Raw genomic sequence first — 17,414 nt, 5'->3', positions numbered from 1 at the left:
AACTTTCAGCAAAATCACAACAAGAACAAAATGTTAATATCAAGAGGATCGCCTCACCACAAACACATCCCTCCACTGAATACAGAGTGGCCTTCGGGCACTTACCTTTACAATACTGACTTCCTTGCGGAGTATAGTGCGCATCCCGTCAGAATCCGCCAACCACAGTGCCTTTTCATCAATATCCTGAACTACAGTCCAGTGTGCCCAATCTTCTGAAGAGAAGGACAACACAATAGCTGTTTTAGGCTCTGCTAGCACCTCAGAAAAAGTCCGCCACATATGCCCCAGAGAGCGTGGTTTCGCCTTAACGAAAGGCCGAACATGTCTAATGCCAAAAGCGGGTTTAAAAACCTGTCTATTAAGGAACAACAAATCGCGAAGTGTTAATCCTGTTATGTTAATGGCAGGAACATCCTTTCGCTCTTCTAGTGCTGTTAAACAGGTTGCAAATAAAGCATGACAGGCATTTTCTGTAAGATTTGGTTCCACGATCCTCGCTGCATTAAACAAACTATAAATTCCACAAAAGCCATCTAAAGCCCCCTGTTGAAGGGGGCGTACTCTCTTCTTAGGAGGAGCCATTACTTCTCCTCTTCCTTATCAACTGAGGTTCTGCACACAAATACATGAAATGCACTATCATCTGCAAAGGTTAGCGTTAGCCCTGCCGTATTCTTAAATATCTCTGCATTAGCAAACATATCTGCCTCTGTTGAAAGGTGCTCCTCCAATAGTTTCACACGTTCTTCCGAGGTAGTTTCCATTGAAAAAAGATCAACAATAAGCTGTGCAACGGTATGTTCATTCATGGCTACTTCCCCATAATCTTATCAACTTGAGATGCTGGGCGAACTTCCCAATATAGATCATGTTCCACCTCTGTATAAGCAACAGCGATGTCTGATAGTTCAGAAAGGGTGAAATACCCCCATTCCGCGTTCTCATAATCACCTAATAAAATGACATACCCAAAAAATATGTCTTCCCCATCAAATTCGGCAACGAACCAGTCGCAATCTCCAAAATAGAAATGTATATGAATAATTTTGTCTTGAAGTGGTGTATGTTCGGTTTGATATAGGCGAGGCAGCTTATCTAACTGCTCTGCTGTAGGCGGGTTCCACATATTAACCTCCGTGCATAATGTTTCGGGAAAAACAAGAGCCCCACGGCGAAACCGTAGGGCAGACAAATTGCTCATTATTTTATACACTTATCTTAACATGGGCATTGGGTGGGTCAAGAAAAATGGCTAAATAGTTTGGTGGGTTAGATAGAATCAGTCTAGCTCAGGATAGCTTTTGCAGCTGTACGGCTTATCTGATCGTCAGACCTCTCTAAGCGGTACGTATTTCAGCCTATCACAAACTAAAGCTCCCCTCCGAAAAACATTCAGAGGGGAGTTTTTCTCGCCTTACAGGGCCAACTACTTACAGCGTGTTGTTGTAATCATCACAAGTCGTTTAGCAGCACGTTAATTATACACTTGAGCTAGAATGTCATCTAAAGACATTTTTTTAACGCTCTGCCATGCCAGACTATCCCAATACGTCAGTTCGAAGGATTTCCCGTCAGCAGCTATTGCCCATTGAAACACGACAGGAGTTCCTACTTTCCAGATATTCCCCACCTCAAAAACCTCAGCTACAGCAGCCCGCTTTGGATTATCATATCCTTGCTCTGAGTAGCTTTTAATGAGCTCTTCGAATCTGCCGTAACCCACTAAATGCTGTGTAAGCCCTACGATCATTCCTGCGGTCGCTGGTGCATCGTACTCGCTCATCAACGATGCGTGTGACTAAAAAAAAATAGATCGCTCTTGCTAGCGGAGAAGCGTGCATAATGCGTTACATACGCACCCCTATCTACCTAGAAACATTACAATATAATATTGACATCAATAGTGACCAATGCGGGAATCCAGACGTCAAGCTTGCGATACAAATTTTCCTTTAAGTTTTAAATATCAAATAGATAGTGGCAGAAAATTGTTTTTTAAACAAATTGATGATAGTCGACACTTACATGCAGTTTCGGAATCGCAATTCCTAATGTGCTCTTTGGCAACACGAGGTACTAAATGACGCAGCATTCCTTATTTTCTGACATACCAGACTCTAGCCCAACACAAGTGGAAATGCTGGGAGAACTATTACGTGATGCTTTAAGGGGAAAGCCCTCAAGCCTCGATGCTCACCTGATCTGTCACACTAAGGATCTTGAACTGGAAGAAACAAAAACAAGGCTACATTGTTACTACCTTCCCACGGATGCTAATGGGCGAATAAGAATTAAGCCCTTAGCTGAACACCTACGAGATCGTGTGATCGACTACGCCATCCCCCGCAAGACGGCTGAAGAAGCACGCCGAGTAGCTATGGAAACAAACTCCCTGGCCCCCATTTCCGCCTTGCATGAACGTGCCAAAAATCTATTTACCGACCTCGCTAAAAGTGGGGAAGGCGGTGAATTGCTCCTGTTTGCGATGGCTGAATCAATTTTTGGAATCACCCAAGTTATTTGCAAAATGACTCTTAAGACATCAACGAGTATGCACTACCATGGTTCAGATGGTGTTTATGTTGAAGCCAGACCAGAAGGTGGATTGAATCTTTATTGGGGAGAATCCAAAGTTTACCAAACTCCGTCCACAGCAATCAGTAATTGCCTAGAATCATTAGCTCCATTCCTCCTAGATGAAGAAGGTGAAGATGCAGAACGAAATCAAGACATTCTCTTGGTTAATGAATTTGCAAACTTTACTGACGAACACTTAATCGCAGGCTTGAAAGAATACTTGGACAAAAATAATCCGAAATCTTTGCTGACAAAACATTGTGGGTTTGCACTAACAGCCTTTGATTCTCATTCATACCCCCATAAAGGTGCTGCCGCGTCTACTGAAGATGTATCCGCCGCTCTAGCTCAACAGCTTAAGAATTGGAAGAAGACCACGAAAGGGCACATCAAAAACAACAAATTAGAACATTTTGATATTCACTTTATTTGTGTCCCAATGCCATGCGTAGAAGATTTTCGCAGCTATTTCCTTAAAATTATTGGGGTTAGCAATGATACTTAGTGAACTTCAGCAGTGGATTCTTTCCAAAGAAGGGTTGAAGGAAGATATTGATTCGCTCTGTGGCTATGCCGCTTCTAAGGAATTTCAAAACCTTACCCCCACGGAAGAACTAGAAGGTTATCTTCCTGATTGGCAAAGACTACTCTTTGCGGGCAGCCTATTGACGGCCTCTGATTCTTCAAAAGCGAATGAAATTGCTCTACGAATTGCCTTGCCTGCAATTTTGCATTCAGAAGATACAAAAGTCATTGACGCTGGAGCTTCAATATTAACCCAGCTTTCAAACCATCGTTCAGTCAAACTTGCAGTTGATAAGAATTTTTTACTAGATGGGATTAAAGAAAGGGTTGGTGTGCTTGCCAGATTACTGCTTGAGCGCCGTGAACTTGAACAACTTGTTACTCCTGCCAGCGGAACCTCCATTATGGCAAGCCGCTTCCAAAGAACCTTTTGGGATAGGCTTAACTCCGCCTCTTGGGTTTCCGCTTCTGCCCCTACAGCCTCTGGTAAAACCTATCTAGTGCTTCAGTGGCTTTTGAATGAATTTCATATGGGCAAAGCACGGTTAGCTGTATTCATAGCTCCAACTCGGGCGTTAGTTGGTGAAATTGAACGCGAACTAATAGAGATGTCCGCTTCATTTGGATTAAAAGATCTTCGGGTCGCTTCTCTCCCTCTAGCCGCATTAGGAAACCGCTGCAAACCCACCATATTAGTCTTCACACAAGAAAGGCTTCATGTTTTTTTGAACTATGTGAAAGATAATCCTCAAATTGACATCACGATAATCGACGAAGCCCACAAGATTGGAGACAGACAACGAGGCGTTCTGCTTCAAGACGCAATTGAACGACTCCACACGCAAACCAACTGTAATAAACTAATATTCTTAAGCCCATTAACAGAAAACCCTGAAGTCTTCGTTCAAGGAAGCAGTGACCAAAACAATGCCATTATCCCAAATGAAACCTTTACTGTTGTACAAAATTTAATTGTTGCCCAACAGGCTCCAAGAACACCAGCCAACTGGGAACTTCACCTCGTCAGAAATGAAGAACTTCTGAAAATTGGCAACATTGAACTTCATGCACGCCCAGATACACAGATTAAACGCCTATCGTACCTTGCATTAGCCTTGGGAGACGAAAGCTCTGGAACGCTCGTTTATACAAATGGTGCTGCAGAAGCTGAAAAGGTTGCACAGCAGATTTTCGACGGATTAGCCGACACTCCTCAAGAAAACGAAGAACTTAAAGAACTTTCAGATTTTATTAAAAAAACCATCCATCGTCGTTTCCTCCTAGCTTCTTTAGTTTTAAAGGGGGTTGCTTTCCACTATGGCAATATGCCGACATTATTGCGCTCTGAACTCGAGAGACTTTTCAGACAAGGAGCTATTAAATTTTTGGTCTGCACGTCCACGCTAGTTGAAGGAGTTAATTTGGCCTGCAAAACTATTGTTGTTCGCGGGCCGCGAAAAGGCTCGGGGAACCCCATGAAGCCTCATGATTTTTGGAACCTTGCGGGAAGGGCAGGAAGATGGGGGCAAGATTTTAGCGGTAATATTGTATGCATTGATGTTAACCGACCTCAGTTGTGGCCTGATGGTGTTCCAAAGCGTTCAAAATATCCTGTGCAAAGGGAAACAGATAGTGTCCTTCACGATCAGGAAAAGATGTTAGGCTATTTGCAAAATCGGGGAAGCATGAAACCGTCAGAGCTTGATCCCCAACTTGAACAGGTTACGGCATATGCAATGTCTTGGCAGGCCCGTGAAGGGACTTTCTTGGACTCTCCGTCAGCTAAACGATTACCAGAGCCGTACGCGAACTCTCTGGATAGGACTATCAAAGCTCTTTTCGAACATGTTGACCTTCCCAATGAACTTATCGCCAGACATCCAGGGGTAAGTTCTCTCTCTCTCCAGGGGCTGTTAGATTATTTTCGTACAAGAAATAAACCCACTGAGGAACTATTGCCTTCAACCCCCGATAGTGACGATGCGTATACGAACCTAATTCAAATTTTCTATCGCATTAACAAATCTGCTTACCGCGCCTTTTACCCGCCGCAGGCTATTCCAATTTTTGCGCTAATAACGATTGAATGGATGCGGGGATATCCATTGGGAACTATTATTAGCAACCGCATTAAGTACCTTAGGGACCGTGGCAAGGAAGTCCGCCTCCCTCAGGTTATTCGTAATACAATGCGCGATGTAGAAGAAGTCGCTCGTTTTAAAGCTCCTAAATACTTGTCCGCTTATATGGATGTACTCAGATTTTACTTACAGGAAAGTGGACAAGAACATTTGATAACAGAAGATATTAAGTTTGATGTCTATCTAGAATTTGGCGTAGGCACTGAGACGCTACTTTCCTTTATCGGACTTGGACTATCAAGAACAAGCGCTGTCTCTCTCAACGACTTTTTAGCTGATGATAAAATGGGAGAAGACGATGTGTTCTCGTGGTTACAGGAACGACACTGGGAAAGCTTTGACATCCCTGCCCTAGTCCAACGAGAAGTCTCAGAATTATTAAAAAGAAAAGAACGCTTAGCCTCATAATATAACGTGCCCCCAGCGTGTCTTTTTTCGTTTTGCACGTGGTTTCTATGCAACGAAACACATAGATAACTCACTTTTTTTATAGAAATAAACAGAATTCATGTTGATATATTTTTGGAAGCGTCCAACCACCCATCTTCCAACGTCCATTCCCCTGTTGTAAGTCTTCCCCACCCAAGGAGGACATATATAACAAAGAAACGAAGGTATTGGATAAAACACATTGCAGCATAGCAAGAGAGTGGATTAACACAAGCGGCATATTGCGTGACATGGGATCTCGAGCAAGAGCTTCGGGAATTACAAGTGGAAGCTTGCCACAGCCCCCGAAGTGTCCCCTGTGACAGGGTATATGTCACTGCTGAAAAATTCTAAAAACATAAAAGTTACCATAATGCTCTATTATGAGCTAAAAAGCTCCATATCAGATTGGTATGGAGCTTTTTACGATTTGCAACTAGCTATCCTCTAAGTTGCCTACCAAAATAGAGAGATCAGCTTCACTCCTTTCTAAAAGAGCTCTGGCAAGCGCATCATCATCGCCTTCCATTATGGTATTGATACAATCGCCGGAGTATTCAATAGCACTGTCTACTTCTTTAACTTTCTCCAAGTCTGCATGGCCTGTGCTGTCATCCATAACATTCTGCAATGCAGACTGATACTTTTCTTCAGCATGATCAACACGTGCCTCTGCACGTCTTACTTTCTGCCGACTGAAGTATCCCGAATTTTCAGTATAGGGATCATTAACTCCCATTTCTCGAGCTTTATGGATGGAATCAACAGCGCCCGTATGTTCATCAACCTTTTCAAGAAGATTATTACGGGCATCATTAAGCTGCAGAGCTGCTTTCCCGAACTTGTTAACATTATTAGTCATACTAATCCTCACTTTGGCTACTTTGCTTTCATTACTGATAACAATGCTTCGCAACAATAAATAGAAAGAGTAATTAGCCCATTTAAGTTTCAAATGAAAAAGTCCTGCTTCGCATTAACTACGAAACAGGACTTAACACCTTCTTTTTGCCCTGTGGCGGGTATTGGGCAAATTTTCTCACCATTCCGGGAAAGATTTCTTTATCACACCGTAATTTCTTAAAGTTTTCGGCTTCACGTCTAGCTCTGTTGCAACACACTCAAGAATATCACCAAAAATTTTCCAAGGAAATTCAATATGCTTTTCAATTACACGCTCACGTGCAGTTGACACTATTTGCCTCATTCTCTCACTTTTTTCAGCTTTATTTTGGTGTCCAGCTTTTATTGATCCTGCATAAACTTTCTTTCCACGCTCTATATTCGAACCATGCTCGCATAAAAAAAGTTTTTCTTGAACTATCTCAACACGTTTATGAATGACATTTCTTTCAGGCAAACATCTTAATAATAGCTTCGCAAATATTCGCTCCATCGGAGATGACGAACAGTCAATGAACTTTTCTCGAAAACGCAGATAAACATCGTAAAACGATTGAATTGCCTTCAAGCCACGTTTAGCACTTAGGTTCTTTAAGTTTTCTGATGACCAACTACCAACAAACGTATATCCCAACCCACCGTTTTGTATGAATAGCTCGTAGTCACTTTGACTTAAAAACAAAGCTCCTACATCTCTATTTAAGTCATCAAATTCTTTTGCTATTCCCCAGTAAGCTAGGCCCATTTTTTTAAATGGGTTTGCTAAATCTACAAGTCTTATTACTGGAGATTCGACAATCTTTAATACTTCCAACCACTCTTCAACATGATTGTCACCTACCATGCGTCGATATGAATATTTTACAGACTTAGCATAGCTCTCTGCTTGATTTTTTTCGAATAAACGCAGCTCATCAACATCTATTTTTATTCCACGAATAAACTTTATAATATCGCTGAGCTCCTTAAAACGCTCTTGGCTTTTTCTGACAACGATAGATATGAAAAATGATAACGCCAACGGAGTTAAATCTGATTTTACTCGTGATCGCAACACCCAGCACTGCTTGCCAAAATAATTCATCTCATAATTAACTCTAGATACCACTTGTTCTGAACATCTATAGCCAAATAGAGCAGGTTCAAAAGAATGAAACTCGTCTGAAATCGCTTTTACTGTCAGAGGGATAGATACACTCTTCCCTTCCCCCCCTTCATCATTAAAATCTGACAAGCAAGCTTCCATTCTCAATTGAGGTAACGGAGGACAACTTTTAACGAAATCTTCTATACTATCGTATACATCATCACTTTTGGCCTCTAGCCAGATATCAGCTAAACTCCCAGCTTGTTGAGCCCATAGAAAATATTCGCCTTGTGTCCTAAATCCATCGACATGAAGATGATTAATCAAATTCTTCAATAAAAGAACATCAGAAGGTTTTATCTCCATAAAGGGAACTAAAACTACATCAACTAATTCTGCTACTGTTTTTTTCATTAAGCACTCAGCTTGTTGTTATGGTGCAACACACAGGAGCGTCAGATCTCATATCCTACCTTGAACATATAAATCTAAGGAGCTTGAACACAGGACTTAACTCCATTACTCATTAAAATCATCTACAAAACATCGTGCTACGCAAGAAATCGAAAGTTACTATAATGACCAATTATGAGCTCTTCTCGGCAATTATTACCAACTCAAACAATCAGGCTCCCTAGCAATGGTTCCAACCAATGTTAGGAAGCCTTTCTTTGCCTACCGATTTAACAGCACATCATGATTTACAAGTTCTTTACGCAACAATCATCGCCTTGCTCTTCGCAACACAAAAAATACATTCATTTGTAATTTATAGATTTTTATAAACTATAACTGTAAAGTTTTTTTTACATCACAATACAGACTCTAGATACGCTGCTAGCTCAAAAACTAGGAAAGCCGCAGTCCTTTATTTCCAAAACAGAAAACAGAGAACGTCGGCTTGATATCGTAGAATTCTTCCATACCTGCCGAGCTATCAAAGTCGATGGAGTAGAAGTATTGCAAAAATATTCCATATTACCTGACACTTAAAAAATCAAAGAGAAAGCAACATGCCTTATTGTTCCACCTGCGGAAAGGAGGCTGCACCTGAAGACAATTTTTGTCCAGCCTGCGGCTCTAACCTAACTTCTGAAAAAGCAAATCAATACACAGGCAATTCAAATTACGGAATTTCTGGCAATAACATCATAAATAATAGTGATATCCATATTGGCTCAATAGGCAATAGCAACAATCAAAACCATTCTTCAAGCGAATCTCAAGCCTGCATCCACGAATCAATGAAAGTGCCTCTTCGGCTCTTTAAAAGTCCCATTAAATCTTGGTATGTCTTTTCCTTTGGCGCTCTTTCTATCCTAGGAAGTCTCGCTTCCTTGGCTGCAGGGATTGGCATAGGGGGGACTGGCACTATTCTTATATGCCTATTTGGAACTTTCCCTCTTTTTATTGGACTTGCCCTTCATAAATACCGATTCCTTAGAATGGGATGGTTCAATATTCGAGCACAAAAAAACGGTAACTTATTGCTAACTCGTGTTTCTGGCAATTGCCCTACTTGTGATGGGCGCCTCCACTTAGCAGACATTGAAAAACAAACGATAGTTCAATGTTCAAGAAACCCAGACCACATTTGGAGATTTGACTATACGATTTTTGACGATCAAAATTAGCAACGCCAACAACTCTATTTAATGTGTAAATCCTTAGGGAACAATTAGGAACACAGGAAAAACTTGTATTCTAATTGATGCCGTAAGCTTCCCCTAAAGAGTTTCAGCAACGACCATCGTGTTACGCAAAAAAACGAAACTTACCATAATGCTTGATTATGAGTCCTTCCTAACCTTTTTTATCTCTACCAACTCAAATAGTTATCCCCCTATCCGTAATCAGAGCCGCAGATAGGGGAATTTCTTCTTTCTCAATGGGATGATTTCACACCTACTACATACGATTAAAACTCGGAGTATACAGTTAGTGCTATCTACCAATCATAAGACAATACAAAAGAATGAACATTCCCTTACTATCTACAAACCTAGTGACGATTCAGTTCACGCACCTTGTTACTGCTCCCCCACACAAGAAAAAACGATACTATTTACACATGGCTAACAATCTGGTTTTATTCCATCTTGATTACAATTTTAGCTTAAAAACTTCTTATAGAGGCTTGCATGGACATCTCACCCGACAAACAAAATATTGATCGAGTATTTTCTTCAACAACATATCACATTGACTTCTACCAAAGAGATTACAAATGGGGCAGTGAACCTGTCATTCGGCTTCTTGATGACATTTTTTACAAATTCAACGAAATTTATGAATTAAAAAAAGATATTGCCCCAGGCTTAGAGACCGTCACAGCGTACTACCCATGGTACTATCTAAATACCTATGTAACAAATGTCGTAGAGGGAAAAGTCTACATAGTTGACGGACAGCAACGCCTTACTACGCTAACGTTAATTCTAATTAAATTGAAACAGCTAGCTGATATGCACGATTCAAAACTGGCTGGGTGGATTGAAAATAAAATTGTAGGAAAAAGTGGTTATGGCTCACAATTCTGGATGAACCATGAGGGTCATACAGAGACTATGGAAGAACTGCTTAATAACAGTAAGTCGTTAAAAGAAATCCTACCCACTAGTGGAATTACCGCTACAAATATGGTCTCCAACTATCAAGAAATTAGTTCTTTTCTAACTACTGCACTTGATGAGAAAATTAAATTTGAGACATTTGTATTTTATTTCTTGCACCGTCTCGTACTCATAAACCTCTCTGTCGAACAGACTGAAGTCCCAATGGTATTTGAAGTTATTAATGACAGAGGAGTACGTTTGAAGCCTTATGAAATACTCAAGGGCAAGCTCCTCGGGCAAATCGACAAGCTAGAAATCAAGACAGGTAGCTACAACGAGCTTTGGGAAGAACAAGTCAATGTAATTAATAAATTTCGAGATGATGAAATCGATTCATTTTTTACTTATTTCTTAAAAGCTAAATATGCTTCAACTCGTACCGAAAGCCAGCGCTTTGACAAAGGCTACCATCGCGAAATATTTAAAGCTGATATGGACGCAGTGCTTGAACTGGGTCACAACCCTAGCAAAGTAAAAAGCTTTCTCAATAACGAATTTAAATATTACACAACCCTGTACGCAAAAATCTGGAATCTCAGTGAGCATCCAACGCCCGAGTGCCCTTACGTCTTTTACAACCGATTGAATGAAATGGATGCTCAATACCGATTAATCCTCTCAACCTGCTCCATTAATGATCGTGAGGAAGACGAAAAAATTGAAATTGTTTCGAGAGAGCTTGATAGGCTATTTACCTTGCTGCAACTTCAAGGTGGATATGACAGTAACAAATTTACTGTCACATCTTACCAAATTGCAGAAGAGATAAAAGAAAAACCAGCAAACACTATTCGCCCTATCTTTGAAAAGCATCTTATTGCAATGCTTCAAGACAAAAAACAAACAGGAACTACGACAGCATTCAATTATGGGTTCTTCAAAGGAACGAGTGTTAGCAACTTGAACAGACGTTTCATTAGGTACTTCTTCGCCCGAATTGAAGAATTTCTAGCTAATGGCACGAACATGCAAATGAAACAACTTTTTAGCGACTTAGTGACCAAGCGTGGAAACAAAAACGGTTTTCATGTTGAACACATCCTCTCTCGCAACCCTGACAACTTAAAACTATTTAAAGACGACGAAGAACTGTTTGATGTCGAGCGAAATAGACTTGGTGGTGTACTACTTTTAAAAGGATTAGATAACATATCCAGTAATAACGAGACATATGCAAACAAGTTGAAAACATATGCAAATACTCTTTATTGGAATGAGACATTGCGTGAAGATACATACAAATCTAAAATTGATATGCGCAAGCTTAATCAAGATGAGAACCTTGACCTAAAGCCACTTCATACTTTTGGTCCAGCTGAGTTAGAATACCGTCAGGAAACACTATTCAAAATTGCCTCTAAAATTTGGAGCTAACTCAAATCCTGAGTACGTTCATCTAACACTAGCTAAACAGCACGCACCAACGTGTCACTGAACAGATTCAATCGGTTAATATCGTAAAAAGTCTACACACAAAAAACACAAGCCCCATAACATATTGAAACAAAACAACTTCATTCAGAAACCAACTGCATGGGGTTCAAGGGGTCGTGAGTTCAAATCTCGTCATCCCGACCACAAAAATCAAGGGGTTACAGCAATTGCTGTGAACCCTTTTTTAGTGTGGTGAACACCGGCTGAACGGCTGAATACTCATGAAAGTGGATATATTCAATTAACACGCTGTAATACCACGATCTATTATCTTCAAAAATGCAGAACCCACAAATGTTCTGCCATCTGTTTGAAAAATAGAACTGTTAGCTAAAAGTCTCCAGCTAAACGCCTCACCACACACATCCCGTCATTTTGGAGCAGCATTTATTACCATATTGCTCCTTATGAGCTAAAAAACGTTCCTTAGAACGACCAACCCGCAAATCCATACTTTGGTTCGATGATATTTCGCTAGCCCGCCTGTTGTTTAAAGACATCAATAAAGTTGTTCACCAGCGGGCATTCATGCGCGGGGTTCCATGCCATGCTAATGCGCAGATCCAGAAAAGGTTCCTGTATACGTTTGTACGTCAGCCCACGTCTGCCCATTCTGCATGAGGTGGATGGAAGCAATGTGTAACCGAAGCCGCCTGCAACAAACATTTCTGCTGCTTGATCCCTCTCGACTTCAAAGCCGAATTTCGGCATAAGGTCGTATTGGGCAAAGCCGTTCAAAACCCAGTTGTAAAAACCCGGGTTTTTGCGATGGGGGAAGAAGATAAGCGGTTCTTTGGCGAGTTCGTATACGGAAACGGTTTCCTGCTCTGCCATGGGATGATTGTTTGCCAGTGCAATGATATACGGTTCGTTGATAACGTTGATGTGAGACAATTCATGTGTTTTCGCCAGCTGGGTGCGGATGAAGCCGATGTGCAGGCTCCCTTCTCCTATTGCCGCCACCTGCTCCACCGATACCTTTTCCTCCAGTTCTATGATTACCTTAGGGTACTGATCTTTAAAGCGCCCCATGGTGATGACAAAGCGTTCAGTGATGGACGAGTCCACAAAGCCGATGCGCAGTGTGCCTGCCTCGCCATTCCCCATGGCTTTCAGGGTGTGCTGTGCGGCTGTTAGACGCGTAATGATGGCTTTTGCCTCCTGTAGAAAGAACGCTCCTTCCTCCGTTAGTTCCACTTTCCTGTTATTCCGTTTGAAAAGCATAACCTCCAGCTCGTTTTCAAGAGCTTTGATTTGCCTGCTTAGCGGTGGTTGCTGCATATGGAGCCGCTCTGCTGCTTTTCCGAAATGCAGTTCCTCTGCCAATACGATGAAGCTTTTCAGTTGTCGTGTGCGCATAATAATACCTAAATCGCATCATTCTGAATGTAAATGGTATTGGATTGGTCTTATTTTCAATTGTATTGTCATTACAAGACGAACAAGGCGTGAATGCAAACAAAACGAAAAGAAGACCAGAGGAGGAACATATGGTACGGGCAATTGCGGCAATGTTTTTAATTTTGTGTGGCACCGTGGCGCATGCAGAAAGCGACGTTGCAGAGCGTCTTCTTTTGGCGAGAGACCACAAGGGAGTTTTGTATGTGGGGTATGCGGAAGAAGGACGGGTGGCTGCCCGATATGAGGACAGTTCACAGACTGATCTAGCGACGGGGCTGGGAAAACTTGCAGGCATAGCCGTGGACGATGCACGAAATGTATATGTGAGTTCCGTTTCACATGGTGTTGTATATTGCATAGACAGACAGGGAATGTTGTCCGAAGCAGTGCGGAATATTGAGGGAGCTGGGGATATTGCGCTGACCCGTGACGGAGATGTTGTGCTGGTAACGAGGGAAGGTGTGCGGACGTTTAGCAAGGCCGGACAATAACAGGGTGACAGGCTCATATGGACTGCGAACAAAGGGAACCTGATGCCCCCCTTCCGCCTTCAATGAGGATCCTTTGTAGCAGTGCATATTACCCCGGAAGCGCAGTACTCTTTGGCTCTGTGCGCCTGATAACGCAAGGACCACCTAGTCTGGCAGCATCGTGTTACGCTAAAAATCGAAAGTTACCTTAATGACCATTATGAGCTAAAAAACAAGCTCCATAGTAACTACCTATAGAGCTTCTTTTTACTTTTCAATTCAGATCGTTTGTGGTTACGCAAATTTTCATTTTTGGCTTTTTGAGCCGGATGAATCTTATTTATCACGTTTCACGGTTTGCTTGTAGTAGTCTCCCACGGCCTCGTGTAAGGCGTTGGCTGCTAACCAGGCGCAATGATGGTCGTCAACAGGCAGACAGGCAGCCCCCCCTAAACCTTCAAGAACAGTCTCTCCCGTGATGGCAGCAAGGTCGTCGCAGGATTTACCCACGGCCAGCTCCGCAGCCATGGAACCGCTGATGGTGCTGGAACCGCAGCCGTCAGTAGCGAACCCTGCATCACATACTTTGTCATCATCGATATGTAAAAATATTCGTATAGTCTCGCCGCACCCCCCAGTGGATGCGCCCTCGTAATTGGCCTTGGCAGGTTTTCCCCTGTGCGGCGGATTGCGCCACCGCTCAAATCCTGCCTGCCCAAAGGCCTCAATGGTTTCGTTATTAATTTTACCCTGAAGTTCATTCACAATCTCATCAAAACTGGGCACTTTGTCGTCCGTTTGTTAAATGGTTAGGCTATGCCTCAACACGAGGCCATAACAACCATTTAACACTCTGACCTTTATTCTTCAATATCGACTGTTTATCTATTTACAAAGTATACTCTGCTTGGAGGAAATGTTTCTTTGGTCTTTAAAAAAAGTCACACAACGCGCTAAACAAGCTTCTCAATGCTGACTTTGATAGATTTGAAGATGGTCTGACAAACAAGAAATACACGAGCATGACCAAAGCAGCTTTTGCGACCGCGACTCGTGACCTTGCCGACCTAGTTGAGAAGAAAATGTTTGTTAAAACAGCAGGTAGTGGAAGTACGAAATATGCTATCAATCATCACGTCTTTAATCGAAAAAAACGTTAAAGGAAGCTGCATGATTTAAGAGCCCTTAATCGTGTTGCCAACGTGAAGCACCTGTACTGCTTTGGAAGGCTATTAACGGTATGCATAGTGATTATCCACTCTTTTTAGTTGTTGCTCCCGCAGGGCTTTCCGCTTTCGGAAACACTGTCTGTGCCCTGTAGATAAAAAGTGCGCGCAGCTTGTCCCAAAAATCCCCGCCCAATACAAACAGGCTCGCTATCACTAACAGATCTCCAACAATACCGAAGTAAAATTCATTGCCCCGATAGCCGGGGATCAGGTCAGGCGCATACGGGGAAACCCAACCCTGAACGATAGGGACGACGAACAGAACGAGACCAACTGTATAACGGGTACGGCTCACCTTATTTGGTGGTTTGCATTGCTTGAAAAAGCCTACGACAGCTTTCTTGATATAGGCGTATCCACTCTTGCCCATAACAGCTACAGAAATGATTCCAAGCAGTTCAGCACTCACAAACATGATGCCAGAGAGCGTAGCAGCCGTCGTAGTTGGTAATTCCACAACAGCAATCAGTGGCACTCCCAGCACGGGAAATGCTATGCTTAGGACAAGTAAGATTATACCGAGTTTGAACCGCCATATTCCGACCGGCGCGTCATTTTGCAGGCTTTCAACCATCAGCCTCTCCTTAGGAATTAGAATATCCGTGCATTCATCCTATCACAAAGGAGGGAAACGCAGGTTTCCCTTCAGGGTTATATTATTACCCGCTCCCTTAGTTCTCCCAAAGACACAACTATGATGAAACTTTTCGAAATTTATCGGTCTATTCGTCCAGATAAGATTGATATACGGGAAAAACTGGTGTTGTTGGGTACCCCTTCACTATGATAGGCAGACGCCTGCGGTGGCACAGTGATTCTCATAATAAAGAATACTGTGGATAGCCGTAACAAGTTACACGCCACCTTAGTTTTTAAGCGTGACATCTAGCTTTCAAACAAAACAACGCACTGAAATAATACCCTTTCAAATTGCCTGCAAAACCAACCCTAGGATATAGCACATGACCATCTCCCCCCATCTACGCGTCCGCATTGGGCTCGTCGCCTTAGGCACCCTTTTTCTCTGTAGTGTCTTCGGGTTTATGTATGCAGAAAATATCCCATTTGCCGATGCTCTCTATTTTTCCGTCGTTACTGTAACCACAGTAGGTTATGGAGACATCCACCCAACAACTGGAGCTGGGAAAATTCTCGCTACTATTCTCATTCTCTCCGGCGTATGCACCTTCACTATCGTCCTCACCAGCATGACCGAACGCCTGTTAAATGCCAGAGAGAAACGCGAGCGGCTGCAACGTCTTAACATGGTCATAGGAAGCTTTTTCAGTGAAGTGGGCACCAAACTCTTGTTCCAAATTTCCAGTCTGGATACGAACCTGCCTACCGTGCAAAGCAGACTCGCCAATTGCGGTAAATGGCAGGCAAAAGACTTTGCCGGAGTACGCCAGCACATGCTGAATTACCCCTTTGAAGCCCAACATGCTGGAAACGATTTAGAAGAGCTCAAGCAGCTATTACAAACCCACACGCCTTTTTTGATGCGCATACTAGAAAACCCCAACATGGCTGAGCATGAACAGTTTACAGATCTGATGTGGGCAACATTCCATCTAAAAGAAGAGCTACTTAACCGAAGCACTCTCACCGATCTTCCTAAAACAGATCTCAAGCATCTTTCGGGTGATATCCACCGAGTATACAAGCTGTTGCTCTCCCAATGGATAGACTACATGCAACATCTGCAAACGGACTACCCTTACCTTTTCTCCCTCGCTGTCCGCACAAACCCGTTCGACAAAACATCCAGTGCAGTAGTACGATAGTCGGTTGTGCCTTTATGCGAGATTTCTGTGCACACATTATGTGACTATACCAAAAGAAAAAAGGCAGACTGAAATGAATCAGCCTGCCTTACTCTTATCTATGTTGTCGTAACCAGAACAATTTTCTTCTATGCATTAAGCCCCCCTTAGTCAGAGCACGATTGTTCTGCCCAGAGGCTTGCCCCAAAAGCACCACACATATCTGGTTGATCTGCAATATAAACAGTAGCGCTGCTTCCGAGTTCCTGTTGCAACTGATTGCGTATGCAGGCGTTGTTTGCCACGCCACCGGAAAATACGAGAGGGTATTCTAACCCTGTTCGCTTTAACATGGTGCACGTCCTGCGTACGACAGCCTGATGCAAGGCCAACGCGATATCTGATGGAGGAAAACCTTGTGCCATAAGCGATGTTGCTTCTGTTTCCGCAAATACGGTGCACATACTGTTAATAACAGGCGGGTTAATACCCTCTAGCGCATATTTCCCAAACTGTTCGACATCCATTTGAAATACCGCAGCCGTATACTCTAAAAACTTTCCAGTTCCTGCTGCACAACGGTCATTCATTTCAAATTTGAGAACTCTCCCTTTGTCATTAAGGGCGATAGCTTTGGTATCCTGACCGCCGATATCAAGAACTGTTCGGGCGTCTGGAAATAACGCATGAGCGCCAAGGGCATGTGCTTTGATTTCAGTAATCGTTTTGACTTCATACGGAAGCTCAATACTTTTAACCAATTCACGGCCATAGCCTGTTGCTGTGAGCAGTTTCGGTGTGTGACCATGTAATAGCTTTCGGCATTGTTCGAGGGGT

16 protein-coding genes are annotated in these 17,414 nt (G+C 42.6%); 6 read left to right on the top strand and 10 right to left on the bottom strand.

Going from position 1 to position 17,414, the window contains the following annotated elements; all coding sequences use genetic code 11:
- Positions 1-39: 39 nt before the first annotated feature.
- From SP90_RS01355 to SP90_RS01340, 4 genes are all read right to left on the bottom strand, one after another.
- The gene (locus SP90_RS01355) at positions 40-585 is read right to left on the bottom strand and encodes a hypothetical protein (RefSeq protein ID WP_066851791.1); all 546 of its coding nucleotides are present in this window, start codon (positions 583-585) and stop codon (positions 40-42) included.
- Positions 585-812, bottom strand: coding sequence for a hypothetical protein (locus tag SP90_RS01350; protein ID WP_066851789.1), 228 nt, complete (start codon positions 810-812; stop codon positions 585-587). Before SP90_RS01350 ends, SP90_RS01355 begins: the two co-directional genes overlap by 1 nt.
- A gap of 2 nt (positions 813-814) precedes the next feature.
- On the bottom strand, positions 815-1,129 hold the full coding sequence (locus SP90_RS01345; protein WP_066851787.1) for a DUF2958 domain-containing protein: 315 nt from the start codon (positions 1,127-1,129) through the stop codon (positions 815-817).
- 348 nt (positions 1,130-1,477) lie between these two features.
- Entirely contained in the window at positions 1,478-1,786 is a 309-nt protein-coding gene (locus SP90_RS01340; RefSeq protein WP_066851785.1) for a hypothetical protein, read from the bottom strand.
- Between the two features lie 297 nt (positions 1,787-2,083).
- Between SP90_RS01340 and SP90_RS01335 the strand changes: the two genes are divergently transcribed.
- Together SP90_RS01335 and SP90_RS01330 are read left to right on the top strand one after the other, a co-directional pair.
- Positions 2,084-3,085, top strand: coding sequence for a HamA C-terminal domain-containing protein (locus SP90_RS01335; protein ID WP_082936237.1), 1,002 nt, complete (start codon positions 2,084-2,086; stop codon positions 3,083-3,085).
- On the top strand, positions 3,075-5,654 hold the full coding sequence (locus tag SP90_RS01330) for a DEAD/DEAH box helicase (protein ID WP_066851783.1): 2,580 nt from the start codon (positions 3,075-3,077) through the stop codon (positions 5,652-5,654). Before SP90_RS01335 ends, SP90_RS01330 begins: the two co-directional genes overlap by 11 nt.
- 457 nt (positions 5,655-6,111) lie before the next feature.
- Here the strand turns inward: SP90_RS01330 and SP90_RS01325 are convergent, their stop codons facing one another.
- Both SP90_RS01325 and SP90_RS01320 read right to left on the bottom strand, forming a co-directional pair.
- Entirely contained in the window at positions 6,112-6,537 is a 426-nt protein-coding gene (locus tag SP90_RS01325) for a hypothetical protein (RefSeq protein ID WP_066851781.1), read from the bottom strand.
- A 177-nt stretch (positions 6,538-6,714) separates the two neighbouring features.
- Positions 6,715-8,079 carry a hypothetical protein gene (locus SP90_RS01320; RefSeq protein ID WP_066851779.1) on the bottom strand — a complete coding sequence of 455 codons (1,365 nt, stop codon included), beginning with the start codon at positions 8,077-8,079 and terminating at the stop codon, positions 6,715-6,717.
- Between the two features lie 599 nt (positions 8,080-8,678).
- Between SP90_RS01320 and SP90_RS01315 the strand changes: the two genes are divergently transcribed.
- Together SP90_RS01315 and SP90_RS01310 are read left to right on the top strand one after the other, a co-directional pair.
- Positions 8,679-9,299 carry a zinc-ribbon domain-containing protein gene (locus SP90_RS01315; protein WP_066851776.1) on the top strand — a complete coding sequence of 207 codons (621 nt, stop codon included), beginning with the start codon at positions 8,679-8,681 and terminating at the stop codon, positions 9,297-9,299.
- Between the two features lie 507 nt (positions 9,300-9,806).
- Positions 9,807-11,654 carry a DUF262 domain-containing protein gene (locus tag SP90_RS01310; protein WP_066851775.1) on the top strand — a complete coding sequence of 616 codons (1,848 nt, stop codon included), beginning with the start codon at positions 9,807-9,809 and terminating at the stop codon, positions 11,652-11,654.
- Positions 11,655-12,188: 534 nt separating this feature from the next.
- Here SP90_RS01310 and SP90_RS01305 read toward each other — a convergent pair.
- Entirely contained in the window at positions 12,189-13,073 is an 885-nt protein-coding gene (locus SP90_RS01305) for a LysR family transcriptional regulator (protein WP_066851774.1), read from the bottom strand.
- A gap of 131 nt (positions 13,074-13,204) precedes the next feature.
- On the opposite strand from SP90_RS01305, the gene SP90_RS01300 reads away from it, so the two are divergent.
- Positions 13,205-13,606 (top strand): NHL repeat-containing protein, encoded by a 402-nt coding sequence (locus tag SP90_RS01300; protein WP_066851773.1) that lies wholly within the window; start codon positions 13,205-13,207, stop codon positions 13,604-13,606.
- Positions 13,607-13,921: 315 nt separating this feature from the next.
- Here the strand turns inward: SP90_RS01300 and SP90_RS01295 are convergent, their stop codons facing one another.
- Positions 13,922-14,371 (bottom strand): iron-sulfur cluster assembly scaffold protein, encoded by a 450-nt coding sequence (locus SP90_RS01295; protein WP_066851772.1) that lies wholly within the window; start codon positions 14,369-14,371, stop codon positions 13,922-13,924.
- A gap of 465 nt (positions 14,372-14,836) precedes the next feature.
- Positions 14,837-15,388, bottom strand: a complete 552-nt coding sequence (locus SP90_RS01290; RefSeq protein ID WP_066851771.1) for a transporter suffix domain-containing protein — start codon at positions 15,386-15,388, stop codon at positions 14,837-14,839.
- 388 nt (positions 15,389-15,776) lie between these two features.
- On the opposite strand from SP90_RS01290, the gene SP90_RS01285 reads away from it, so the two are divergent.
- Positions 15,777-16,598, top strand: a complete 822-nt coding sequence (locus tag SP90_RS01285; protein WP_066851770.1) for a potassium channel family protein — start codon at positions 15,777-15,779, stop codon at positions 16,596-16,598.
- A gap of 146 nt (positions 16,599-16,744) precedes the next feature.
- Here SP90_RS01285 and SP90_RS01280 read toward each other — a convergent pair.
- Positions 16,745-17,414 (bottom strand): acyl-CoA dehydratase activase (locus tag SP90_RS01280; RefSeq protein ID WP_066851769.1); only part of this gene is annotated, 670 nt, incomplete at its 5' end.

Origin of the sequence: Halodesulfovibrio spirochaetisodalis (assembly GCF_001672295.1) — a bacterium.
GTDB lineage: Bacteria > Desulfobacterota > Desulfovibrionia > Desulfovibrionales > Desulfovibrionaceae > Halodesulfovibrio > Halodesulfovibrio spirochaetisodalis.
Note: the sequence above shows the minus strand (reverse complement) of the source record. Positions and strands in the feature narration are given on the sequence as shown.